We start from the raw sequence: 26,168 nt of genomic DNA, 5'->3' as shown, positions 1-26,168 counted from the left end.
GGCTTATGCGAGCAACCGCGCCCAATCGACAGCCGTGGCGGCGCCCAACGCAAAACCGGTGCCGGTCAAGGCCAGGTTCGGGTTCCGGGCCGCGTCATGGTCGAAGCGTGCCTGCCACTTGTTGCGCAAGGCGTCGGCCGCCTCCGGCGCATCGGGGAACGTACCGGCATGCAGCATCTGGGCCTGGGGTGTCCAGACCGTGATATAACCCGCGTCGGCGGTTTTCAGGCAAAGGTCGACATCGGCAAAGGCCTCGGCGAATTGATCCTCGTCCAGGCCACCAACAGCGTCGAACAAATCCTTGCGGATCATCAGGCAAGCGCCGGACACCGCCGAGTAGTTCTGTTCCGCCTGATGGCCGTTGAGATAACCCTTGGCGTCCTTGCGTTCGCCAACGAACACCGAGGCCACCTGGCCATCGGGCTTGAGCACCAGGCCAGCCTGGGTGGTGATGCCACGAATATCCATCTGCTTGCTGCCGACGATCCCCACTTCCGGTCGCTGGGCTTGGTTGAGCAGGCTATCGAGCCAGTTGGCGTTGATCACTTGCACCTCGGCCGACAACAGCACCAGGTATTCGCCCTTGGCCTGGGCGCTCGCCCAGTTGTACAGAGCCGACGCACTCAAGCGCCGATCGCTGCGCAGGATACGGATCCGATCGCCCTTGCCTTCCAGGCTGTCGAGCCACTGGGCCAATGCTTCGGATTGACTATGGTTATCGGCGATCAGAACTTCGTGACGATGATAACGGGTGCGCTGCAGCACGCTCACCAGTGCCTGCTGTACCTGTTCGAAGTTGTCCCGGCTTTCGAGGATGATCGATACCAACGGCCGCTCGGCATGCTGGTAGTCGATTTGATAGGTCATCGGTAATGCCGCAGTAACCTGGGCACGATAACCCCGGGCTGCCAAGTGGCGTGTCAGTACTTGGCGTTCCTGGGGGTTTTCCTCTTGCGCCGGGGCGTTGCAGATCAGCAACGGCTCGGCCAGGTGCGCCAGGCCGGCCAGCCCGGCGTCTTCGATCAAACGCAACAGCAGGTCCAACTCCAGGGCCTGAGTGTATTCAGGTGTGAAACCGCGAGCCTGTACCAGTACATCACGATGAATCAGCCAATGCCGTGCCATCAGCGAAGGCACCGATTGCAGGAAATCGAGATTGACGCCCGGGCGGAACACATCGGTGAGGCTGCCATCGGCCTTGCGCTGGATTTCGTCCATGGCCACGGCACGCACGCCATCGGCGCCGATCAACTCGAGGCTGGCACGTAGCAGGCCGTTTTGGGTGAACCGGTCACCAGCCTCGACCAGCACCATCCAGTCGGCTGAGGATTGTCCGATGATCTGGTTGATGCGCTCGACATAGTTGGTAGCGCTGACCTTGACGAAATGAACGGTGTCGCGCACGGTGGTGGTCGCTGGCAGGTCACCCGTGGTGAACACCACGACATTGAACGCTTTGCAATGGCCGTTGACCAGACTGTCGAAGGTCGCCTGTAGCTTGAACATGTCAGCGTCGAGGTCCAGCAACAGGATGCCGAACCGCGGGCCGCCTTGATGCTCGCTCAGATATGTCGTGATCGCCGAACGTTGAATCGCATCGGGGCCACGCGCATCAAGCCAGCTTAAAAGCTGTCCAGACGGCAGACTTTTCAACAATCGGTCGCTGTCCGGCCCGGGCACCGAATCCAAGCGATCAGCCCAAGCCTGTAACTTGATACTTTCCTCATGCTCTTCCGTGCCCCTAAGGGACTCGGCGAGGCGCTTGACGACAGTGCGGTTAAAAACGTTAAGGCTTAGTGCTTCCCACAGACGCGCCCGGATAGTGCGCTCGTTGTCGTTGGGATGAATACACATAAGCTCGCTCTGTCTAACCAGAATCCCTTCCAGCTCCTGAAGCTGCAGCCGGCCCGCCGGCATTGCATGAATAAGGAATTCAAATTCAGTCAACAAATCGAACATCGGTTTGTTGTAGAAGGGCATTTCAACGAACTGAGTGGGGCCGAAGTAACGAGCCGGTTCGGTCGCAGGCTCTTTCCATGCCGAGCGGACGATCATTTTTCCTGCCAGCGACTTGCCACCCAACAAACAATCCGCCATGGCTTTGAAACTGTCCAAGGCAATTTGCTTGCGCTGCTCCAGGTCCTGACAGCTGATGCCGGTGGGAAGCGATGCGAGGAACTCTGCAAATCGCTCTCGTTCTGCAACGGTTTTCACGTCGGTATAGGTCAAAACAGTCAACACGTTAGTGTTATGCGCAGAGCCGCCATAGTTCATCTCACGCACCGCGTAGGGGATCGGCAGGATTCGTGCCTTGGCGCAAGCGAGAAGATAGTAACTATGACCTATTTCCTGCCATTCGAAACTGGTTTCCGGAGGCTGGAGCCGATACCACTGGCGAAGCAGATCGGTGCGGGTTACTGCATAGAAGGGTGGCAAGAACTGACCCAGGAATGCCATGACCCGTTCTTCACCCAACGGTGATGAGTAGTCTTCACATACCCGAAGGTCTCGTCGATAGTAATTAACCTCCGTTGCACGTGCCAAGTACATCATGCCGTAGCCATGGCATAGGCCATAGTCAGGATGGGCTGCCAGGAAATCGACGGATTGGATCAATGCATCATGCAATAGGAAGTCATCATCCGCAGCCAATACCATAAACGGCGTGGTGACCTGTTCAGCACCATAGTTCAGTTTGGTCTGGACGCCCCAATAGCCGAACTGTGGCAGGTGTCGGTAATCAATATTGTCCGCAATCTGCGCCCCATCCAGCGCATCGGACGACGAATCGAGAACCAGTATCTTGCAAGGCAACGTGAAATAGAATTGTAAAGCCCTGCGCAAAAAGGCCGGACGATTGTGCGAAATAAGCACCACAGTGAGCAATTCACTCAGGGGCAATCTGTTTTCAGAACCGTTAATGCCTTGCATATCTTTTCCCAGCAGACTGTTTGTCTGATAAACGTAATAAAAATCGCGGCTCAGCGAACTCGACGCAGATAGCCATCCGGGGCAACAGTGATCAACAATTTGCTGTGGATCGCTTCATCAATCTCGAAGTCAGTGTTTTCCTTCAGGTACGCCCATACTGCGGTTTTAGGATTATCGCCCTTGCCCCAAGGACGATCAGGGAACGCATCTTCGGGCATGTCCTCCACCACGGTGTCCATGACAACGCAGTAGCTACCCACCGACACCATCGGCGCATACAGACGCAACTCTTGCAGTACATGTTCATGGGTGTGATTGGAGTCCAACACCACCAGCACTTTCTTACCCTGAATTCGCTCACGCACTTGGCTGACGATGGCAGCATCAATGCTCGACCCCTGGATCATGCTGATGCGTTTGGTCATTGGATGCGCTTCGATTGCTTCGCGATTGTGCTGACGAATATCAATGTCGACACCCAGCACCTCGCCATGGCCGATCAACTCCAGCATCGATGCGTAGAACACTAGCGAGCCGCCGTGGGCGATACCGGTTTCAACGATCACATCCGGACGCAAGTTCCAGATGATCTCTTGCATCGCGACCATATCCTGGGGGAACTGGATGATGGGGCGGCCCATCCAGCTGAAATTGTAGGTGTACTTATGCCGGGCGGTTGTGCCCACCCAATCCAGGGACTCGCTTTGCAGTGCCTTATCCTGTTGCAAACCTTCGATATTATTTTTTACTTCTTCGCGAAACTGCTCATGGGGATTCATTATCACGCTCCAGATTCAGGGAAACGGCTGTTGAAGATCTTGCCGTCGGGATAAGGCACTGCGTTAGTCTTGATAATCCTGGCCGGGTTACCCGCCACGATCGAATAGTCTGGTACATCCTTGGTAACGACGGCACCGGCCCCGATGGTGACCCAGCGACCTATACGCAAGCGTGGGAGGATGGTGGCATTGGTGCCTATGAAGGTTCCGTCACCAATCTCCACGCACCCAGCGATGCTGACGCTGGGGGCCAGGAAAACCGAGTGGCCGATCCGTCCTTCATGGCCCACTACGCTGCCGGCACTGATGCTTGTGTTATCACCGAGCGCCACTTCGGCTTGCAGGATCACCCCTTCTTGCAAATAACTGCCCACCCCCATGCTAACCATAGTCAGGTCAATACCAGGGTGTATGAACTGCCCCAGCGTGGCACCGGCCTCGACTAATTCTCGGGTGGTTTCATAACGCAAGCGGGTGCTGCCGGTAATCAGGTTGACGAAGCGCACCTGGTCGCCTTGAAGGTCACGGACTCGCTCAGAACCGCCGATCACCGGGACCCCATAAAACGATGTCCCCTGTTTATTGCGGTCGTTGTCTAGAAAGGCGAATTGCAGATTCGGGTTGTTGCGCCTTACTGCATTGAGCATACGTACCGCTTCTGGATTGGCAGCTCCGAGCAGGTACATTTTCATGAGCGTTGCCTTTGCGCGATGACTCCGCGAATGACCTCAACAACCCGCTCCTGATCGTCATCAGTCATGTCGTGATAGCTTGGCAGATTGAACGCGCGTTCCGGCAATGCAAAGGCCACCGGTGTATCGCAGCCTCGTTCGTTGAACATGGGCAAAGAGGAGAGCGGCCAGAAAAATACCCGTGCGTCGATATCGGCGGCGTGGAAAGCAGAAATCAACTCGTCGCGGTGAACGCCAGTCTCGGCGTCGAATACGACGGTCGGCATCCAATAACCGTTACGTGCATGCGCAGGTTCCGGGTTCATTCGAACACCCGGTAGCGGATTCAGCGCCCGTGCATAGTTGGCAAAAATTGTCCGCTTGCGCTCAATCAACTCATCAATGCGCTCGACCTGGGCGCAGCCTACGGCGGCCTGAAGATTACTCATCTTATATTTGAAACCGATGAATTCCGGCCAGAACTGTTTGCTGCTACCGGCGACACGACCGTGGTTTGAAAGGGTAAGCACCCGCTCATACAGAGCTTTGTCCGACGTGACGAAAATCCCGCCCTCGCCGGTCGTCATGGTCTTCGTACCATGAAACGAAAACGCTCCAAACGCGCCCAGGGAGCCCGCCGCCTTGCCACGCCATTGCGAACCAATGGCTTCAGCAGCGTCTTCAATGACGGGGATGCCATGCTCCCGGCCTATGGCCAGTAAGGCGTCCATGTCACACAAATTCCCGTACAAGTGAACAGCCAGAATCGCCTTGGTTCTTGGCGTAATGGCGCGCCTGACCTGCTCGGGATCCAGGCACCAGCTATCGGACAGGACATCAACGAACACCGGTATGGCGTTCAAGTAGGTTATCGGCGCTGCAGATGCGATCCAATTGGTATTGGCGAGAATCACCTCATCGCCGGAGCCAATGCCCAGCGCGGCCATGCCCATATGCAATGCCCCGGTGCAGCTTGAGGTAGCGATGGCATAGGGCACTCCGAGGTGCTCGGCAAAGCCATGCTCGAAACGAGTCAGGTATTCGTAACAACGATCCCCCCAACCATTTTTGACCGCATCCAGCGCATACCGCGCTTCCAGTTCGCCGACGCTCGGCTTGGTGTAATGAATTCTGCTCATTGAATGCTCAACTCCGGAACAGCGACTACGAACCGCGCGCCCCAGCTATTAATCGAGGCAAACTGGCCAGTGATTTCCGCCAGCAGGTTCCAAGGCAATACCAAGACGTAATCGGGTTTCTCCGCCGCGATACGCTCAGGCGACACGATCGGAATCCGACTGCCCGGCAAATATTTACCCTGCTTGTGCGGATTGGCATCCGCCACCCACGCCAGCAAGTCAGGCTTGACCCCGGCGTAGTTGAGCAAGGTGTTGCCCTTGGCGGCCGCGCCATAACCGACCACACGCTTGCCATCGGCCTTGGCCTGCAACAGGAAACGCAACAAGCCATGCTTGATCGCTTCGGCGGCTGGCGCCAGGGTGGCGTAGTAGGCGGCGGTTTTCACGCCTGCCTCCCGTTCGGCCTGCAATTGTTGCTGCACTGAAGATTGGACCGGACGCCGGATTCCATCGACCCGCTGGACGAAGACTCGCAACGAGCCGCCGTGGGTCGACAGTTGGCCGACATCGAATACTTCAAGCCCATTGCGCTCGCACAGGGTCTGCACGGACGTCAGCGACAAGTAGGAAAAATGTTCGTGGTACAGCGTGTCGAACTGCTGCCCGGCCATCAATGTCAGCAGTTGCGGAAACTCGAACGTGGCGACGCCGGTTGGCTTGAGCAGAGTGGCAAAGCCGGCGAGGAAATCATTGATGTCCGGCACGTGGGCCAATACGTTGTTGGCCGCCATCAAATCCGCTGCCCAGCCTTCGCTGTTCAACTGCGTGGCCGTTTCGCGGCCAAAGAACAACTCGCGGATCTCCAGGCCTTTGGCACGAGCCGCCTCGGCGGTGCTGCGCGTCGGCTCGACGCCCAGGCACGGAATACCGCGCTTGGCCACGTACTGCAACAGGTAGCCATCGTTGGCGGCAATTTCCACCACGCGACTGCCGGCACTCAGGTCGAAACGCTCGGCCATCTCGGCAACATAGCGCTCGGCGTGGGCCAGCCAGGTGCTGGAAAAAGAACTGAAATAGGCATACTCGGCGTCGAACAATGTGTCCGCGCGGGTGTAATCCTCGGTCTGCACCAACCAGCATTGCTGGCATACCGCGACCTTGAGCGGCACCCACTGCTCGGCCTGATCCAATTGGTCGGCCCGCACATAAGCGTTGGATGGCGGCGAAGTACCGAGATCGATCAACGGCAAAGCCAGGGCAGTCCCGCAACCTCGGCAGTTCATAGACGCACTCCAGCGAAACGCTCGTCGAGCAAGGGATGGTTGCTGTCCCGACTCGACAGATTATTGACAGGCAGCGGCCAGGCAATTGCCAGCCGCGGATCATTCACCGACAGGCCACCCTCGTGCTCGGGAGCGTAGTCGGCACTGTGCAAGTAAAGCAGCTCCGCGTCGTCGGTGAGGGTCTGGAACCCATGGGCGAACCCCGCCGGGATCAACAGGCTGCGGCCATCACCGGCCTTCAGGTGCTCGGCATGCCAATGCAGGAAAGTCTCGGAATCGGGGCGCAAATCCACCGCCACATCCCAGACTTCGCCGCGCAGGCACGTGATCAGCTTGGCTTCCGGCTGCGCCGCGTTCTGATAATGCAACCCGCGAACACTACCGCGCTCACGGGTGCAGGAATGGTTGATCTGGCGGATATGGAACGGCTGGCCAAATGCGCTCAGGCTGCCTTCGCAGAACAGCCGGGCAAAATGCCCACGCTGGTCTTCGAAGCGTTTGTGCTGGACGTTGAACAGATCGGCCAGCGGCAATGCCTTCAAGGAAAACTCGCTCACAACGCGCCTCGATACAGGTTCAGTTGGCCGAGGGTGACTTGACGCATGTCGTCACCGTTCTGCCACGCCAAGTGCCAATCCAGGGTCTGGGCCAGGCATTGCTGCAACGACCAGCGCGGCTGCCAGCCAAGCAACTGCCGGGCGCGGCTGCTGTCCAGGCGCAACAGGCCGGCCTCATGCAAATCGCTCGGCTCGATGCGCAGGCCCGGCGCTTGCGGCCAGCGCTCGGCCAACAATTGGACGACTTCACCGACGCTGCACATGTCGGCTTCACTTGGACCGAAATTCCAGGCACCGGCGAACTCCGGTCCCTGCTGATACAGGCATTCAGCCAATAACAGGTAACCAGTCAAGGGTTCCAAGGCGTGCTGCCACGGACGAACGGCCTGTGGATAACGCAGCGTCACCGGCTCGTCTGCCGACCACGCTTTAAGCACGTCGGGAATCAGGCGCTCGGGAGCGAAATCTCCGCCCCCCAGCACGTTGCCGGCCCGCGCCGTGGCCAGGGCCAAACCATGCTCGGCATAGCGCTCAAGCGAGAAGAATGAGGCGGCATAAGACTGCGCCAGCAATTCGCAGCAGGCCTTGCTGCTGCTATAGGGATCATGACCGCCCAAAGGCTCGTTTTCGCGGTAGGGCCATAACCATTCCTGATTGGCGTAGACCTTATCGGTGGTAACCAGTACACACGCCTTGACCCCACCCACTTGGCGAACCGCTTCCAGCAGGTTGAGCGTGCCCATGACGTTGCTGGAATACGTGCCCAACGGGTCGCGATAACCTTCGCGCACCAACGGCTGCGCCGCCAGATGCAGGACGATCTCCGGCTGCACGTCCGCCAGCAATTCCAGCAAGGCGCCGAGGTCGCGCAAATCACCGCGCCGGTCATCGATGCCCTCGTCCACGCGGGCCAGCTCGAACAGGTTTGGCTGGGTGGCCGGGTCAAGGGAAAAGCCACTGACCTTGGCCCCCAGGCTTTGCAGCCACAGCGTCAGCCAACTGCCCTTGAAACCGGTATGGCCGGTGACCAGTACGCGCTTGCCACGCCAGAACTCCGAATTCACGACCATTGCTTCCATGGGGCCTCGCCGCTTTGCCACAGGGCTTCGAGGTGGTTTTTGTCCCGCAGGGTGTCCATTGGTTGCCAGAACCCATCATGCTGGAACGCCATCAACTCGCCCCGTGCCGCGAGGCCATCCAGCGGACCGGATTCCCAGGAAGTGGCATCGCTTTCAATCAGCGGTAGCACTTTAGGCGAGAGCACGAAGAAGCCGCCGTTGATCCAGCCGCCATCCCCCCGTGGTTTTTCAGTAAAACCCAACACTCGGTCGTTTTCCCGATCCAGCGCACCGTAGCGACCTGGTGGCTGGACAGCCGTCACCGTAGCGAGCTTGCCGTGTGCCAGATGAAAGTCCACCAAGGCACCGATGTTCAAATCCGACACGCCGTCGCCATAGGTGAAGCAGAACGCCTCCTCATTTTCCAGGTAACGAGCTGCCCGACGCAGACGTCCACCAGTCATGGTGTCCTCACCCGTGTCGATCAGCGTCACGCGCCACGGCTCGCTGTAGTTCTGGTGAACGTCCATGCGGTTGTTGCACATGTCGAAGGTGACATCGGAGGTGTGCAGGAAGTAGTTGGCGAAAAAGTCCTTGATGGCGTAGCCCTTGTAGCCCAGGCAGATCACGAAGTCGTGGATTCCATGGGCGGAATACTGCTTCATGATGTGCCAAAGAATTGGCTTGCCACCGATCTCGATCATCGGCTTGGGCTTGAGGTGCGACTCCTCGCTGATCCGCGTGCCGAGACCACCCGCCAAGATAACTGCCTTCATCGTCTCCCCTCTCGTTCATCACCGGGCTCGGCCAAGCGTTGTTTCGCTTTGCGGGCGCGGGGATTACACCTTCGATGCCGATCCGAGCGCTGCGATAGGCCGCGAGCGCTCGTTTTATGGCGATATGAGGGGGGCTTGCAGGAAACGCGCCAGCAAATGCTGCCGCTTCAGGCTCCGGCGCGTATTACCACTCAGCAGGAAGACTTAGCCCTCTCTGAATGCACGTTGGGCATGGTCGCTGAGAGGCTTGAGCAAATAAGACATGACGTTCCTGGAGCCGGTCTGGATCATCGACTCCACGGGCATCCCCGGCACCAAGGCAAGCCCTTGCAACTTTGCCACCTCACTGCGAGGAATTTTGATGCCCGCCCGATAGAAACCCACCCCAGAGCGCTCATCCTGAACAAGATCCGCTGACAGCCGCACCACGGTTCCGGTCAGTTCGGGGGTGGTGCTGCGGTTGAACGCGCTCAAACGCAAGGTCGCGGGTTGCCCAACCGTAAGTTGGTCTATGTCCTGGGCACTGATCTTCGCCTCCACCAGCAGTTCATCATCGGCGGGTACGATCTGCATCAGCCCTTCCGCCGGCGAAATGACACCACCGACCGTGTGCACCGCCAATTGCTGCACGCGCCCGGCAATAGGCGAGGTGATGTCGATGCGTTTGAGCTGGTCGCTGGCAGTGATTTCCCGCTCGATCAGTTCACCCTGGCGAGCCAGCAGGTCGCGCAATTCCTGGGAAACCTCGGTGCGGAAAGTCTGGTCAACCTGGAGTCGTTGCAACTCGGTTTCGGCGATCTTGCCCCGCGCCTCGGCGATGGATGCCATCAACTGACCGCGCTCTCCGCGCAGCCGGGCTATCCCCCGGGCCAAGGCATTGACCCGATCCAGGGTCATCATGCCCTTGTCGAACAGCTTCTTGACCGCCTGGTATTCCGAGTCGATCAGCTCGATTTCCTCCAGCTTTGTTTTCTGCTGGATATCATGGCCTGCAATGGTTTCGTTGAGCTGCTGGACACGCTCGCGTAGCTGTTTTTTCTGGCCCTCACGAGAAGCTCGTCGGTCAAAAAACAATTGCTGCTCGATAGCCATGACTGACCTGGCCTCTTCCAGACTCATGCGAGTCAACAGCTCGTTGGGTATCGCTACTTCGCTATGATTGTCCCGCTCGGCCTCCAGGCGAGCCAGACGAGCCCAAGCCTGGTTCAGCGATTTACTGACGATAGCCTGGCTGGCGGCGGGCAAGGTGGCATCAAGGCGCAAAAGGACGTCCCCGGCGGCGACGGCCTGTCCTTCCTTGACCAGCAGTTCGGCGACGACGCCACCGGTAGGATGCTGGACGGTCTTGACGCTGCCCTCCACCGCTAACACACCCGTGGCGATGACGGCGCCTGACAGATTGGTGAACACCGCCCAGGTCAGCCCTCCGCCGAGCAGCACCAGTAACGAGATCGCCCCCCAACGTAAATGGCGGGACAAAGAATCGGTCAGGTTGTCTTCTTGGTCGGTATGCATCAGTTCGATACTCCCAGTTCCACAACATTGGTGGAGGGCCGAGGGGGCGCTGTGGGAGTTCGTTTGAGAACGACATCCCTCGGGCCGTAAGCGGCTTGCATACCATTCTCGATGATCAGTATCTGATCGATTACTGACAGGATATTGGTGCGATGGGCAATCACCACCACGATTGCACCACGGCTCTTGAGCGTCAGGATGGCCTTGGCCAGCGCCTGTTCGCCTTCGGCATCGAGATTTGAATTCGGCTCGTCTAACACGACTAGGAACGGCTCACCGAACATTGCCCTGGCCAATGCGACCCGCTGCCGCTGGCCGGCCGAGAGGTTGGCCCCGCCCTCACCCACATGGGTTTCATAGCCTTGGGGCAATTGCAGAATCAACTCATGAACACCTGCCAATTGCGCGGCGCTGACAATCGCGCTGTCCGGTGCTGAAGGATCCAACCGGGCGATGTTCTGGGCGACGGTCCCGGTGAACAATCCAACGCTTTGCGGCAGATAACCGATCGATTTGCCTCGAGCCTGCTCGGACAGTTGATCCAGCGGCGCACCGTCGAGCCGGACATGCCCGCGAGCCGGTGTCCAGGCATTGACCAGCACGCGAGCCAATGACGACTTACCCGATGCGCTCGGCCCTACCACACCCACGGCAGTGCCTGCGGCGACCATGAAGTTGATATTCTGCAAAGTCAGGCGCTGGGTGCCGGGCGGTGCGGCGAAAACGTTTTCTACCTGCAAATTGCGATGGGCAGGCGGCAACTCGGTCTTGCTCTGGGAATCAGGGAACAGAGCGAACACTTCGAGGAGCTTCTTCCAGGCGATCTGGGCACCCAGCAGGCTACGCCACGTGGCAATGACTTGCTCAGCCGGTGCCAGGGTCCGTGCCACAATAATCGACGCCGCGATCATTGTGCCGCCGCTCAGGTCGCCTTTGATCACCAGCCACGCCCCCAGGGCCAGGGCGGCCGACTGAACAACCTGGCGCAAGGTCTTGGAGATGCCACCGAAAAAACCACCGATGTCGATCGAATGCCGCTGCAAAGTGATGAAGGCGCCGTGATTTTTCTGCCAGATCGCCGATGTGTTGGCCAGCATGCCCATGGCCATCAGCGCTTCGGCATTCTGATGTGCTTGCTGTCCCATGTGATTGCGCGTGTTCAACGCATCGGCCGACGCCTGCATTAATTTGCGGGTCCGCCGGTCAGTGATCAGGGTCAGGCCAATTAGGATCATCATCAAGCCGACGGTCAAAAGACCAAACAGCGGATGAATATAAAAGCAGACTGCGAGGTAGACCGGCATCCAGGGTAAATCGAAAAAAGCCACCAGGCCCGGTCCGCCAATAAAACCGCGAATCTGATCCAACTCCTGGGCAGGTTTCAAGGCATCGCCCGTAATGGGAGTTCTCAACGACGCACCGGCGATGACGGTGAAAACCTTAGAGGACAGCGCCAGATCCAGCGAGGAGGCAATTCGCACCATGACCCGGGAGCGAATGATATCCAACAGGCCTGAAAGTGCATAAACCCCAAGTGCCAGCAGCCCCAGGGCAACCAGGGTCGGGACGCTCTGGCTAGGGATAACCCGGTCGTAAACTTCCAACATGAACACCGGGCCGACAAGCGCCAAAATATTGATCACTCCGGAAAACAGCGCAGCGCCGAGCAGACCTCTACGCAATACCGATTTCAATGAAGGTGCGACGACAGGTGCACTGAAAGCATTATGGTTTTTCAACTGTTATCCGTCCCTTGGTGTTCATGGCGTCCATGTCGCCAGTCGATATTGACCTAGTGACAGAATTCGTATGGAAACTTGACGCTGATTGCGCGATTTGCGCTGAGCTGCAAGTTCTACACCAGAGATTCCACTTGTGGCAGGGGCTCGTATTAGCAAGATCCCGGTACACATAAAAACGCCTCTGGATCGAGACCCAAAGGCGTTTGTAGCCCTATCGCTGCCCCCGGGGCCAAGGGGCAGCGCAGGTGTCATGCTGGGATCGTAAAAACATCTCCATTGGACGTTTGGAATTGCTCGATGGTGTTTGAGCCTGCATACCAATCTTGCAGTTTCACACCCATCTCCGAAAGAGGCTGGCCTGAATGGTAGCTGGAAGTATTGAAGATATAGGCGTCATTGCCGTATCGCACGGTCGTTATGGTGTCCATTGACTCCATGCTGTTGAGCAACACCCGGTCCAATCCTCCTGTACCGTCATCCTTAATCGTGACTTGACCGTAGGCATCTACGACGTAGGTATCATCATCCTGACCTCCATTTAGGAACCCCTGACCACCTTCGGCGACAGTCAAAGTGTCATCGCCCGTCCCGCCCAACAAGCGGAAACCATCCCCTCTGCCCAATAGAATATCGTTGCCGGCCCCACCGTCAGCAGTGCCGCTGAAAACCGCAATACCGTCGTTGCCTGCCTCTCCATAAGCCATTGTTCCGGTATCCAGGTTGGCCGTGGTGATCGCATCATTGCCGAGGCCACCATAGAGCTGATCGGCCTGAGCAACGTTGGTAGAGCTTCCTGGAAGCATCGGCCCTGTGGCCGTGTACAAACCACCATAAATGTAGTCGGCACCATCGCCTCCATAAATGGTGTCATCGCCCAACCCGCCCTCCAGCCAGTTAGCGAGGCTGTCTCCTGTCATTGAATCGTTGAACTGGCTGCCCATGATCCGCTCGACGTTAGTCAGCACATCGCCTTGGGCGTCGCCTCCCTGGTGAATACCCGTCTGGAGATTGATCTCTACTGCGGCAGAACTGTTGATATACCAGGCCTGGTCCACACCATCGCGACCATCAATGACGTCGGCGCCCGCGCCCCCAATAAAAATGTCGGCTTTAGCGGAGCCCAACAGGGTGTCATCGAAGCTGGACCCCTGATAGATCTCGATTGCGGTGAACGTATCGCCTGCCGCATCACCAGCGTTCACATTGGTTATCAGATCGATGGTCACCGCGCTGGAGGACTGTTCATAGCTGGCCAGATCCATTCCTAGCGCGCCATCCGCCCCCATCGCTTGCGAACCGCCGATGAAGGTGTCGTTAAAACCCGACCCGCGCAGCGTTTCAATCTCTTGATAGGTATCGCCTGCTGCAATACCGGAATGGACGCCTGTCGTCATATTAAGGGTAACCGCTACCCGGCTATCGCCATAGCTGGCGACATCCACGCCGGCCCCACCAATGAGTTGATCCGCGCCAGCGGCGCCGAACAGTACGTCGTTGCCTGTACCGCCTATGATGATGTTATCGCCGGTGTTGCCATAACCTGTGAATGCCGTCGCGCCAGTGTGGGTCATCTTCTCAATGAACAGGTCCATGGTGAAGATGGCCTGATTAGTAAATACTTCGTCAAAGCCGCCATCCGCCAACTCGACCGTCTTGTTGCCGCTGGTATTGACGATGTAGACATCGTCACCGAGCCCCCCCTCCATCGTCACGGCTCCCCAGGCACTGGCGAATGTGTCATTGAATACGGTGCCTATGACCTTTTCGATGCCTTCCAACGTGTCACCCTGGGCATCGCCGCCAGTTCCAGGTAGGCCTTTGTAGACGCGAATATCAACATTGATCGCCTCGGCCGACGTCGAGTAATCCACCGTATCAACGCCCAAGCCGCCGTCGAAACCGATCGCTCGACCATCGGCAATAAACGTATCGTCGAAACTTGAACCCCGAATTACTTCAATGTCGGTAAAGGTATCTCCAGCCGCGATGCCAGAGTGAACCCCGGTCTTGAGGTTGATGTTCACCGCCACCTTGCTGTCGGTATACCCGGCCACATCCAGCCCCGCGCCGCCGAGGAATTGGTCGGCGCCGTCACCTCCGAACAACACGTCGTTGCCCACGCCGCCGATGATGATGTTGTCGCTGGCGTTGCCGTAAGCGGTGAAGGCAGCCGTGCCGGTATAGGTCAGCTTCTCGATGAACGGGTTCAGCGTGAAGCTCGCCTGATTGGTGCGCACTTCGTCATAACCGCCATCAGCCAGCTCAATCGTCTTATTCCCGCTGGTGTTGACGGTATACAGATCGTCTCCAGCACCACCTTCCATGGTCACGGCACCCCAGGCACTGGTGAACGTGTCATTGAATGCGGTACCGATGACTTTTTCGATCCCTTCCAGCGTATCGCCCTCGGCGTCACCGCCAATTCCAGGCAGGCCTTTATAGATGCGAATATCGACATTGATTGCCTCGGCCGACGTCGAGTAATCCACCGTGTCGACACCCGCGCCGCCGTCAAAACCGATCGACCGGCCATCCGCCACGAAGGTGTCATTCAAATTCGAACCACGGATCACTTCGATGTCGGTAAAGGTATCTCCAGTGGCGATGCCGGAGTGAACACCAGTCTTAAGGTTAATATTCACCGCCACCTTGCTGTCGGTATAACCAGCCACATCCAGCCCCGCGCCACCAAAGAACTGGTCGGCGCCGTCACCACCGAACAGCACATCGTTGCCCACGCCGCCGGTGATGATGTTGTCGCTGGCGTTGCCGTAAGCGGTGAAGGCAGCCGTGCCGGTATAGGTCAGCTTCTCGATGAATGGGTTCAGAGTAAAGGTCGCTTGATTAGTGCGCACCTCGTCATAACCACCATCGGCCAGCTCAATCGTCTTATTCCCGCTGGTGTTGACGGTATACAGATCGTCTCCAGCACCACCTTCCATGGTCACGGCACCCCAGGCACTGGTGAACGTGTCATTGAATGCGGTACCGATGACTTTTTCGATCCCTTCCAGCGTATCGCCCTCGGCGTCACCGCCAATTCCAGGCAGGCCTTTATAGATGCGAATATCGACATTGATTGCCTCGGCCGATGTCGAGTAATCCACCATGTCGATGCCCGCGCCGCCATCGAAACCGATCGCCCGGCCATCCGCGACAAAAGTGTCGGCAGCGCCTGTACCCCGAATCACTTCAATGTCAGTGAACGTATCGCCCGCTGCGATGCCGGAGTGAACACCGGTCTTGAGGTTAATGTTCACCGCGACCTTGCTGTCGGTATAGCCAGCCACATCCAGCCCCGCGCCGCCGAAGAACTGGTCGGCGCCGTCACCTCCGAACAACACGTCGTTGCCCACGCCGCCGATGATGATGTTGTCGCTGGCGTTACCGTAACCGGTGAAATCGACACTGCCGGTGTAGGTCATTCTCTCAATGAAAGGATCCATGGTCATCAACTTCCAGCTGGTACGCAGCTCGTCGATGCCACCATTATCCTGTTCAACTATTTTTACGCCGCTGGTGGCGACGTTATAAACATCGTTACCCGCGCCACCTTCAAGAGTAAGGTTGCCAATCGTACTTGTGAAAATGTCATCGAGCGCTGTACCGATGACTTTTTCGACAGCGACCAGCGTATCGCCTTCAGCATCCCCACCGACACCGGCCCGGCCGACACCGTTGCGAATATCAATGTCGATGCCAGCCGTCGACGCGGAGTAATCCACGGTATCGACCCCCGTCCCCCCATCCAATTTGTCCGCCCCGGCGCTGCCCAGAAGGACATCATTCGAGCCTAAACCATAGATTTCATCATCACCGCTGGTTCCGGCCAGCGTATCTACGCCGCTTGTTCCATTAATCACTGCCATTTGCTTCTTCCTTGCTCCGTTGTGAAAGCGGGTAACGTCCAAGCAACAGTAGAGCGCCACTTGTGATCAAAAACCGTTTGCCAGTATCAGCCTATAAGCTGGAGATTCAGATGATAAAAAGGCGACCGAAGTCGCCTATTTCCTCGGAGTCAATCCGGCAACCACCCCCACAACCAATGCTGCAGGTTCTTGCCGCTGAGCATGTAGTCGCGCAATACCGCTTCACGCAGTTCGTCGCCCATGCGGTAGCTGGCGTCCGGATCGGCCAGGTGCATGCGGATGGCTGCGATCCATTCCTCGGTGCTGTTGCTACGCACTTTGGTGCAGGGCAGGAAACCGTCGTAGGCCTTGGTGTCGGTGCAGATGACCGGGTAGCCACAGGCACCATATTCCAAAAGGCGCAGGTTGCTCTTGCAGTCGTTGAAAATGTGGAACTCCAAGGGAGCCAGCGCGAGATCGAGGTTCAGGCGGGCCAGTTTGAACGGATAGTGATTCAAAGGTACTGAGCCATGGAACTCATGGATATAAGGCCGCAATGCTTCCGGACACATTCCGAAGAACACCCACTCCACTTCATTGGCCAGTTCGCGAACTACGTCCGCAATGATCTCCAGATCGCCACTGTGGCTCGTCCCCCCGCCCCAACCCACCCGAGGCTTGGAGGACGTACCGCGCTGGCTGGTCAACTTTGCCCACGGTTCCGGCGGCAACATATTAGGCACGATGCGGATTTCATTGTGCATACTCGACAAGGCGTCAGCGAGCGAAGGCGTCGTCACCACCACGCGATCGCATAACCCGATGCCTTCGCGCAGCATCTGCTCGATATTGGCCGGCTTGTTGCGCGCATGCGTGTTTTTCTTCGGTGCTTTGACGACGTAATCGTCGAGCTCAAAGATCCGCAAGGCGCCGGAATACTTCTTCATTCTAAGAATATCGCCGGCAGACCCTTCGCTGTAGCGCCCCTGCAATACGATCGTATCCGGCGACAGACGCTCGATCTCAACAGTGGAAGGTGACTCGTAGGCGACCCGGGAGATTACCCGTCCGGCGGCTTCCAACTCGGCCAACGGCGCCATAACACGGTAATGACCGACGGCGGAGGCGTTGACCGGCAAGCCAAGTATCAATGGCAGCGCGCGAGTGCAGAACGGATTCCAGTTGTTGCGCAGCGACGGTTCCAGGCTGAAGCTGGACGCACCCAGGCTTAGCGCAGGATTGTAGGCCGGATCGCGAGCAATCTGCGGCAGCCATTTGCGGTAAAAGACTTCGCGCTCGCGCTCAACCAACGCGGTTTCTTCAGGCTGTGCAGCGGTCGACGGCAGGTCGACTTTCATGACCGTGGCGTAAGGCGTCCAGACCACCAGATAGCCAATTTTTTCTGCGCGCAGGCACAGATCGACATCGCTGAGGCCGAAGGTAAAGGACGCATCGTCCAGGCAGCCGAGCTCGTCGAAGACCTGCTTGCGCACCATCAGACAATCGCTGCTTACCGAACTCCAGTTCTGGGTCGTATGCAAACGCTGCATATAGCCGCGAGAAACCGCCGCTTCGCCGTAGAAAGGCGTCCCCACTGGGCCGGCCAACCCAAGAATCTGCCCGCCGCCGATAATCGTGCCTTGAGGACTGAGTATTCTCGCACCAACCACCGCAACCTCAGGGCGCTGGGCATGATTGACCAGTTCGTCCAGCCAGTCATTTTCGCAAATGACCGTGTGCGGGCTGAGCAATATCAAATAGTCGCCCCGGGCCTGAGCTGCAGCAAAATTGCGCACCGCCGCGTCGTTGTCCTCGCCGGCGTATCGCAATACCCGCAACATGCTCGCGCCCAACTGCGACATGTTCTCCAACCAATCGAGCATGGCCGGGTCTCGAACACCGCTGTCCACGATCAGGATTTCATAATGAGGATAGGCCGTGCGCTCGATCAGGCTCTCGGCACAACGCTGCAAGGCTGCGAGCGAATCACCGGTGCGCAGGATGATCGATACCAGTGGACGGTCGCCGTGTCGGTAGTTGATGCGGTTGATCAACGGCAACGTGTCCGGGGAAATCTCATGATCGATGCCGATACGATCCAGGTGCGCGCCCACCAACCGGGCATTGCCCTCGATGACCTCGGGCAGCGATAACCATTGGGCGAAACTCTGGTCCGACTCGACCTGGATTTCCGCGATATGCTCGATGGTCTGGGGGCCGGCCTCTTCCACCAGGCGCCAGAGCAGATCGTGGGGGGCCAGTTCACCGTGTTTCGGTTCAAAGCCACCAAGGGCCATGAATCGTTCACGGTCGAAAGCCAGGGTCCGACCGACATAGGGGTAGGCGCGCATCAGGTCCAGGTTGAAATCCGGCTTGAACACTGGCTCGAAGGACTCGCCGTCCACCACCGTGCCTTCATCACTGTAGACGCAAAGGATGCCCGGCCTTCCGGCGACACGCTCGGCGAGGATCAGCAACGCCGAATCGCGCAGCACGTCGCCCGCTCGCAACACGTAGAACCAGTGTGCACCTTCCAACTGCGGAACGATGGCATTCAACTGACTTGGCCAATCGGCTTGATAAGGCAGCTGCAGCACTCGTTCTTCCACTTCGCAGTGAGCATCGGAAAGCACCACTACGGCCTGGGCTGGGTACAACTGGTCCTTGATGCTACGTAACGTCACCGCAAGCGACGTCGAATCACCCAGAGCATCGATGACCAAAGGCACGATATTCGGCCGAAACGGCCAACTATCGATGCGCGCGGACATGACGCGTCGCTCCACTTCACTGAACCGACGGATTGCCAGCCATTCGCGATAGAAGTCCGCATAACTTTCACTTTGCGCGCCCACTCGACCATTCACGACGGTATTGCGGTTGCCCAACAAGCGGGTTACGCAGAGCTCCTGCCAGGCATGAGGTTCATCGGTGATCTTGTCCAGGTCAATGCAGCGCACCCAGCCCGAGGCCGGAGCCGCTTCACCGCTGCGCACAACCAGCATCTGGGCCAGCCAGTCCCACTCTATCTTTGCCGCCTTGAGCATTTCGGGGGTCTTGCTCAAACGCTCCGGGTAAAAGCGCTCGATACTTGAAAGGGTATTCAAGGCAATCAGATTGCCGCGCCGCATCAAGCAGACAAACAAAGCAAAATCGAGCAGCGCAACAAAACCGGCACCCTCCTGTATCAGAGCAGGCAACAATTCCAGCACATCGGCCCGACGCATCAGGGTTGAGCTGAAATTGCCAATAAAGTTGGTCGGCGTGCTCTCGAAAATCGCCAGCATGTCGTCGCCCTTGAGCAGGGCGTCATTCGGCGAAAAGCGGCAGTTGTCCATGCGGGGCGGCAAGATGAAGTTGCCTGCGTCACACAGCAGTCGCAGCGAGAACACCACACTCACGTCAGCATGGTCCATCAACGCCTGGGCCTGCATCGCAATGCTCTGTGCGAACAGACGGTCGTCGTCGCACAGCACCTTGATGAACTCGCCCTGCGCCTCTTCGACACAGCGCAACAGGTTGCCCTGCAGCCCTAGTCGTTGACGGTTTTTCAGATAGCGGACCGGATGGGCCGGTTCTTTGAAAGACGCGACTATGTCGCGGATTTCATCGCCAGGCGAATCGTCGCAGACGATGATTTCAACGTTTTCGTAGGTCTGGGCCAGGGCACTGAGCAGTGCCTGGTCGAAAAACCGAGGGTTATAGGCAGGAATGACGATGCTGACGAGGGGAAGTGACTTCACGGTTAAAACTCTCGAGCGGCGGGCTCCGGCCTTTTCAGGTCGGAGCCCCGAAACCGCTTAAAAAAAGACGGTTGGCGGCTCGGTCGATACCGGCTCAGATCTTGTTGAACAGACCCAACTGGGCGATCTTGCTGAACGCCAGTTGCGAGGCTTGCAGCATGGTCTGTTGCAACGTCAGGCGGGTCATCACCTCGGCCGCATCGGAATCGCGGATCGACGATTGGGTCTGGTTGTTGGCCAGGATCAAGCTCTGGTTGGTATCGCTCTGGGTATCCAGAGCAGCACCACGACCACCCACCGAACTCAGGGCGCTGGACAATTGATCGGTGCCGCTCGCCAGGTTGCCGATACCGGACGCCAGCGAAGCCTGCAGCTTCTGCAGCGCAATAGGATCGTTGTTAGTCGGCGTGCTCAACGCGGTCTTCAACTGATTCACGGTGTCCAGGACGTTCTGGGTTTCGTGGGTGTTGACCGCGATGCTGAACTGATCGTCTGCGGCTGGCGTACCGTTCAGGGTAAAGCTAACGCCCGACGCTGTTGCGACGTTGCCAGCCAGGGTGCCACTGGACACGGGTTGGCTGTTAGCCGTCAGCGGTGCTGCGTAGAGATCGAAATCGGTGGCGCTGGTGAACTTCAACACGGCCGCCCCGGTAGGGAAACTGGCGTGGTACGCCACCGGATCGGTGATCTCGCTGCCGGTGATCTGCACTGCGGTCGGGTTGCCGGGACTGCGCATCGGAACAAAGGTGTCCGGCTTGGCAGCCAGGGTGAAAGTATGGCCTGGCAACACGGTGCCCGGGACGTCACCCGCTTGCAGATTGATGTTCAGGGTCAGTTCCACACCACGGAACTGGACCGCCTGCCCACTCTTGCTGTTAGGGTCGAACGCGCCACCCTGGCTGGCTTCGGCGGTCACGTCATTGCCGAGCGCGTCGGTAATTTTCAGTTGCGTGCCGCTGGTGAACTCAACGGTGTACGGCTCTCCGCTGCGGAACTTGCTGTTGTAGCTGACACTGGACGACACCTGGCCGTCGGACAAGACCACGCGTCCGTCATCCACCGGCGGCGCGGTGCGGGTGACCTGGCTGCGGCTGGTATTGACGGCCTGCTGGAACACTTCCCAGCCAGTGCTGTTGGTGGCCATCGACATGGTGTCGCCGATCGGCAGGTCGAGCGTCACCTGGTCGCCGTTGTAGCTGTAGCTGCCATCGGTGTTGCGGGTAAACGGGATGGTGTCACCCTTGGAACCGGCAAAGATGTACTTGCCGTTTTCGTCCTTGCTGTTCATCAGGCTCAGCAATTGTTCTTCGATCTGCGCCAGCTCCGAAGCGTTGGCCTGGCGATCGGCATCAGTGTAACCGGCGTTACCCGCACCGACGGCCAATTCCTTGGCGCGCTGCAACACGTTGCCGATGCTGGTCATCACCGCTTCGGTGGTGCCCAAGGTGGCCTTGATGGTGTTGGCGTTGGTTTCGTACTGGGCCAGCATCGAAGCCTGTGTACCCAGTTGCAGCAGACGCGAAGCCCCCACCGGGTCGTCGGCGGCGGTGTTCACGCGCACCAGGCTGCTGGCCTCTTCGCTGGTCTTGACCACGTTGGCGAAGTTTTTCTGGTAGTTCGCAGCCGTGCTTTCGTAAAACTGAGAAGTAGAAATGCGCATGGGCTACGGCTCCTTAAAGACTGTTGATCAATGTGCTGAAGATTTCCTGCGCAGCCTTGATGATCTGCGAAGACGCGGTGTAGTACTGCTGGAACTTGACCAGGTTGCCGGTTTCTTCATCCAGGTCCACGCCGGACAACGAATCGCGGGCGTTCTTGGCATTGTCCAGGATTGCACCGGTGGCGGCGCTGTCGAGCTTGCCCTGGGCAGCCTTGGCGCCGACGCCTTCAACCAGTTTGCCGTAGGCATCGTTCAGGGAAATGCCTTTGCTGGCGGCACCGGTGTCGACGGTCTTGGCGGTCTGCAAGCCCGCGAGCGCGTTACCGTTACGGTTGTCCAGGGTGCCAGGCTGGCTGAGGCTTATGTCGATGCCTGCCCCATTAGATGGCGCGCCGGCGATGGACATGTCGAACGCGACAGTACGTTGCACCGGCGGTACGGACGAATCCATGATCGGGTTGCCGCTGGCATCCTTGAGCGGAACACTCAGGCTCAGGGTGTTGCTCTGACCGGGTTTGATCGTGCCGCCACTGATAAATCCGCCCTTGGCATCGAGCAACTGATAAGCCTGGCTCGTGCCATCGGCCGAGGTCGCGCCGAACACCACCTTGACCGGCATGGAATTCTTGATGCCGTTCTGGATGATGCTGGTGGTGGCCTCGTCGTAGATGTCCAGCTTCGTCGTCATGGTCGGCTGGCCGCTGGCCGGAATGGTCAGCGTGCCACTGCCGCCCGGCGTGATGGCGGCGCCCAGCGGGGCAGCAATCGCCAGCCGCTTGGAGTCGGTCATCTCGGTCTTGATGCTGCCCGCCGCGTTGCGGGTCGGGGTGATCTTGAACGAATCGCCGGCGGCCGCAGTGCCATTGGCGAAGGTCAGCGAGAAGCCATCGACGACCGGCGCTGGCGTGGTCGTCGTGCTGAACGCGCCCAGGGAGGTGTTATCAGGCAGGCGCTGTACGGTGTAGTTGGTGCCGCTGGTGAAGGTGATCTTGTAGTCGTTGGTGGTCAGCTTGCCGGTGTCTTCGATGGACACATTGAAGTTGCCGGAGCCTGCGCTATTGCCCAGCGAGGCGACGCTGCGCTGGCTCATCTGCGCGGCGCTGTTGATGCTGCTGAACAGGTTGGAACCAAACGCACCGTTCTTGTCGATGCCCGAGGCCTGGATGCTGTTCATCTGATCGGCGACAACCAGTGCCACGCGGCCCAGCTCGTTCATGGCCGGGTCGAGCACGGTGCTGCGGTAGCGCATCAGGCCACCGATCTCGCCACCGGTCATCACCTGGGTGAGGTCCATGACGCTGGAGCCGCTGTTGAGCTGGATGCCGATGCGCCCCGGATCGTTCTTGTCCGGCACCGCTTCGAGTTTATTGGTGATGTTGCCCATCACCAGCGGCTGGCCGGAACCGAGGTAGATGTCCAGGCTGCTGCCGTTCTCGACGACTTGGGTGCCGGTGAAGGTCGACAGTTGGCGAATGGTTTCGCTGCGCGCGTCGAGCAAATCGTTCGGCGCGCCTCCAGAATTGGAGACTTCGGCGATTTTCTTGTTCAACTGGGCAACGGTGGTGGCCAGGCTGTTGATCTGGTCGACCATGTTCGACAGGTTGCCATTGATGTTTTCGTTCTGCGCGGTCAGCTGGCTGGCAACCGAATTGAAACGGTTGCTCAGGGCTTGAGCATCGCTGAGCAGCAACTGGCGGGACGCATCGTCGCCCGGCTTGGCGTTGACGTTCTGCACCGAGGCGAAGAATTTGGTCAGCGCGCCGTTGAGGCCGGTGCCGCTGTCCGACAGCAGCGAGTCAAGCGGCGTGATCTGCCCCTGGTAGGCCGCCGCATCGCTGTTGAGCGAGGTGGTGGTCTTCAGTTGCGCTTCAAGATACGAGTTATACACCCGGCGCACATCGGCCAGGGTCGTGCCGGAACCGATGAACACGTTGCCGTACTGGTTTGACGCCTTGGTGGTCTGCACGGTCTGCTGACGCGAATACCCGGCGGTATCGACGTTGGCGATGTTGTTACCCGTGGTCACCAGTGCGGTCTGGCTTGCGGACAGACCCGACATCCCGATATTGAGCAAACTCATGGTTCAGACCTTATAAAGTCGTGGTGGCACCAGCCGATGCGTAGTTTTGGTAACTCGTCATCTGCCGGGCTATGTTCGAAATCTTGCTGGCGTAGTTCGGGTCGGTGGCGTAACCGGCCTTCTGCAACTCGCGTACAAACTGTTCCGGTTTATCGGCCGACTTCAGCACTTCTTGATAGCGGCTGTTGCTTTGCAGCAGATTGACCAAGTCATGGAAACTGTCGCGGTACGAGGCGTAGGAACGGAACTCGGCCGTCTCCTTGACCATCTCGCCATTGCGGAATTCGCTAGTGATCGCCCGCGCCGAATCGCCCGTCCAATTCTTGCTGGCCTTGATGCCGAACAGGTTGTGGCTGCTGCTGCCATCGGGCTGGCGCATCACCGATTTGCCCCAACCGGTTTCCAAGGCGGCCTGGGCCACCAGGTAACGTGGGTCGACACCGATGCGGTCGGCGGCTTCCTTGGCCATTGGCAGCATGGCATTGACGAATTCATCGGCATCGCGGAAGGCCTTGCGCGCTGGCGCCAACGGTGGCTGGGCCACGGCGCGACCATAGACCTGCATGTCGCCTTTGGGCTCGGACGCCTTGAGCGCGGCCAGCCAGTCGCCATTGGCCAGTTCGCCGGTGGCCGGCTTGACGGCGGCGATGGCGCGATCCGGCAGCAGGTTCTGCGCAGGGGCATCGGCATTGGCCGCAGCCGAAGGCACCAGCCCGGCGAGCAGGCGGTCAGCCAGTTTCGGTGGCAGGGCCAGGCGCCGCTGGTTGAGCAGTTCCATGTCGTTACGGTGGACGCCCTCGGCCCCTTGCGGCGCGCTCACGGCCCGCGAGGCCCACAACGGACGCTGGCCACTGGTACGCGACAACGGCCCATCGGTAGGCAGGGTCCCGGCCGCCACTGGCGTCGGCACCGGTGCCTTGGCGACGGTGTCCTGCGCCTCTTGTTGCTTGGCAGCCGACAATGTCGCCGCCTCGCCGGACACCAATGGCTTGTTCTTCGACATCTGGCGCAACAGCACATCGGCCAGGCCGATACCACCGCCTTCGCGGGACATGGAAACGGCCAACTGCTGGTCGTACATTTCCTGGTATTGCTTGGCTTCCGGCGTGTTCATCGGATTGTCCTTGCCCAGGGCCTCGGTGGCCGAACGCATGGACTTGAGCATTTCGCCGAGGAACAGCGACTCGAATTCCTGCGCCACTTTGCGCAGGTTGCCTTCGCTGTTCTTGTCGCCGACCTTGAGCTGGTTCAGGCGATTCAGGTCCGAGTAGGACCCCGAATCCCCGCTGATCAAGGCGCCTTTGCGCATATCCACCATGACCGCTTTCCTTAAATCACGATCAGGTCGGCTTGCAACGCGCCGGCCTGCTTCAAGGCTTCAAGAATGGCCATCAAGTCGCCCGGCGCCGCGCCGACCTGGTTCACCGCCCGGACGATTTCATCCAGGGTCGTGCCCGGGCCGAACTTGAACATCGGCTTGGCTTCCTGTTCGGCATTGACTCGCGAACGCGGGACCACGGCGGTCTGGCCGTTGGACAATGGCCCCGGCTGGCTGACGATCGGGTCTTCGGTGATGGTCACGGTCAGGCTGCCGTGAGTCACGGCGGCCGGGGAAACCTTGACGTTCTGGCCGATCACGATGGTGCCGGTACGGGAGTTGATGATGACTTTCGCCACCGCCTGGCCCGGATCGACTTCGAGGTTTTCCAGGATCGACAGGTAGTCGACGCGCTGGCTCGGATCCAGTGGCGCGGTGACGCGGATCGAACCGCCGTCGATGGCCTGGGCCACGCCTGGGCCAAGCATGTCGTTGATCTTGTCGACGATGCGCTTGGCCGTGGTGAAATCGGAACGGTTGAGGTTCAGTGTCAGGCTGTTGCCCTGGTTGAAACCGCTCGGCACCGCACGCTCCACCGACGCACCACCCGGGATGCGACCGGCCGACGGAACGTTGACGGTGATCTTCGAACCGTCGCGACCCTCGGCGTCAAAACCGCCCACCACCAGGTTGCCCTGGGCAATGGCGTAGACGTTACCGTCGATCCCCTTGAGCGGCGTCAGCAACAAGGTGCCGCCACGCAGGCTCTTGGAGTTACCGATCGACGAAACGGTGATATCCACTTGCTGGCCGGGCTTGGCGAATGCCGGCAGATCGGCACTGATCGACACCGCCGCGACGTTCTTCAACTGCACGTTGCCGGAGCCGGCCGGCACCTTGATGCCGAACTGCGACAGCATGTTGTTGAACGTCTGCAGGGTGAACGGGGTCTGGGTGGTCTGGTCACCGGTGCCGTTCAGGCCCACGACCAGGCCGTAGCCGATCAACTGGTTGGAACGCACGCCGGAAATGCTGGCGATGTCCTTCAGACGCTCGGCTTGAGCGGTGAAGGCTGCCGACATCACCAGGGCACCGATCAACAGCTGTTTAAGATTCAACCGCTTGAGA

At 58.8% G+C, this 26,168-nt stretch carries 16 protein-coding genes; all 16 read right to left on the bottom strand.

All coding sequences use genetic code 11. The annotated features are described in order from the left end of the window. Nucleotides 1–3: 3 nt before the first annotated feature. Nucleotides 4–2,931 carry a TIGR00180 family glycosyltransferase gene (locus HU767_RS04195; RefSeq protein WP_186728608.1) on the bottom strand — a complete coding sequence of 976 codons (2,928 nt, stop codon included), beginning with the start codon at nucleotides 2,929–2,931 and terminating at the stop codon, nucleotides 4–6. A 50-nt stretch (nucleotides 2,932–2,981) separates the two neighbouring features. Continuing rightward, nucleotides 2,982–3,710: a cephalosporin hydroxylase family protein gene (locus HU767_RS04190; protein WP_186728607.1), complete on the bottom strand. Its 729-nt coding sequence runs from the start codon at nucleotides 3,708–3,710 to the stop codon at nucleotides 2,982–2,984. A gap of 2 nt (nucleotides 3,711–3,712) precedes the next feature. After that, the gene (locus tag HU767_RS04185; protein ID WP_186728606.1) at nucleotides 3,713–4,402 is read right to left on the bottom strand and encodes an acetyltransferase; all 690 of its coding nucleotides are present in this window, start codon (nucleotides 4,400–4,402) and stop codon (nucleotides 3,713–3,715) included. After that, a complete protein-coding gene (locus tag HU767_RS04180) occupies nucleotides 4,399–5,520 on the bottom strand; it encodes a DegT/DnrJ/EryC1/StrS family aminotransferase (RefSeq protein WP_186728605.1) in 1,122 nt (373 codons plus the stop codon). The genes HU767_RS04185 and HU767_RS04180 overlap by 4 nt, the downstream gene beginning before the upstream one ends. Next, on the bottom strand, nucleotides 5,517–6,743 hold the full coding sequence (locus HU767_RS04175; RefSeq protein ID WP_186728604.1) for a class I SAM-dependent methyltransferase: 1,227 nt from the start codon (nucleotides 6,741–6,743) through the stop codon (nucleotides 5,517–5,519). The genes HU767_RS04180 and HU767_RS04175 overlap by 4 nt, the downstream gene beginning before the upstream one ends. Continuing rightward, nucleotides 6,740–7,300: a dTDP-4-dehydrorhamnose 3,5-epimerase gene (gene rfbC, locus HU767_RS04170; RefSeq protein ID WP_186728603.1), complete on the bottom strand. Its 561-nt coding sequence runs from the start codon at nucleotides 7,298–7,300 to the stop codon at nucleotides 6,740–6,742. The genes HU767_RS04175 and rfbC overlap by 4 nt, the downstream gene beginning before the upstream one ends. Then, nucleotides 7,297–8,379, bottom strand: a complete 1,083-nt coding sequence (gene rfbG / locus HU767_RS04165) for a CDP-glucose 4,6-dehydratase (RefSeq protein WP_186728602.1) — start codon at nucleotides 8,377–8,379, stop codon at nucleotides 7,297–7,299. The genes rfbC and rfbG overlap by 4 nt, the downstream gene beginning before the upstream one ends. Continuing rightward, on the bottom strand, nucleotides 8,361–9,134 hold the full coding sequence (gene rfbF, locus HU767_RS04160; RefSeq protein WP_186728601.1) for a glucose-1-phosphate cytidylyltransferase: 774 nt from the start codon (nucleotides 9,132–9,134) through the stop codon (nucleotides 8,361–8,363). The genes rfbG and rfbF overlap by 19 nt, the downstream gene beginning before the upstream one ends. Before the next feature lie 204 nt (nucleotides 9,135–9,338). Then, nucleotides 9,339–10,649, bottom strand: a complete 1,311-nt coding sequence (locus tag HU767_RS04155; protein WP_186728600.1) for an HlyD family type I secretion periplasmic adaptor subunit — start codon at nucleotides 10,647–10,649, stop codon at nucleotides 9,339–9,341. Further along, complete coding sequence (locus tag HU767_RS04150) at nucleotides 10,649–12,388, bottom strand: type I secretion system permease/ATPase (RefSeq protein ID WP_186728599.1); 1,740 nt, start codon at nucleotides 12,386–12,388, stop codon at nucleotides 10,649–10,651. The genes HU767_RS04155 and HU767_RS04150 overlap by 1 nt, the downstream gene beginning before the upstream one ends. A gap of 251 nt (nucleotides 12,389–12,639) precedes the next feature. Beyond that, nucleotides 12,640–16,260 (bottom strand): calcium-binding protein, encoded by a 3,621-nt coding sequence (locus HU767_RS04145; protein ID WP_186728598.1) that lies wholly within the window; start codon nucleotides 16,258–16,260, stop codon nucleotides 12,640–12,642. 149 nt (nucleotides 16,261–16,409) lie between these two features. Further along, complete coding sequence (locus HU767_RS04140; protein WP_186728597.1) at nucleotides 16,410–19,982, bottom strand: glycosyltransferase; 3,573 nt, start codon at nucleotides 19,980–19,982, stop codon at nucleotides 16,410–16,412. 94 nt (nucleotides 19,983–20,076) lie between these two features. After that, nucleotides 20,077–21,642: a flagellar hook-associated protein 3 gene (locus HU767_RS04135; RefSeq protein WP_186704645.1), complete on the bottom strand. Its 1,566-nt coding sequence runs from the start codon at nucleotides 21,640–21,642 to the stop codon at nucleotides 20,077–20,079. A 13-nt stretch (nucleotides 21,643–21,655) separates the two neighbouring features. Continuing rightward, complete coding sequence (flgK, locus tag HU767_RS04130) at nucleotides 21,656–23,722, bottom strand: flagellar hook-associated protein FlgK (RefSeq protein WP_186704644.1); 2,067 nt, start codon at nucleotides 23,720–23,722, stop codon at nucleotides 21,656–21,658. Between the two features lie 10 nt (nucleotides 23,723–23,732). Beyond that, nucleotides 23,733–25,037: a flagellar assembly peptidoglycan hydrolase FlgJ gene (gene flgJ / locus HU767_RS04125; protein ID WP_186704750.1), complete on the bottom strand. Its 1,305-nt coding sequence runs from the start codon at nucleotides 25,035–25,037 to the stop codon at nucleotides 23,733–23,735. Nucleotides 25,038–25,051: 14 nt separating this feature from the next. Continuing rightward, a complete protein-coding gene (locus tag HU767_RS04120; RefSeq protein ID WP_161798353.1) occupies nucleotides 25,052–26,122 on the bottom strand; it encodes a flagellar basal body P-ring protein FlgI in 1,071 nt (356 codons plus the stop codon). Between the last annotated feature and the right edge of the window lie 46 nt (nucleotides 26,123–26,168).

This window comes from Pseudomonas sp. SWRI179 (assembly GCF_014268705.1).
GTDB lineage: Bacteria > Pseudomonadota > Gammaproteobacteria > Pseudomonadales > Pseudomonadaceae > Aquipseudomonas > Aquipseudomonas zanjanensis.
The sequence above is the reverse complement of the archived record's forward strand: the minus strand, read 5'-3'. Positions and strand labels throughout refer to the sequence as shown.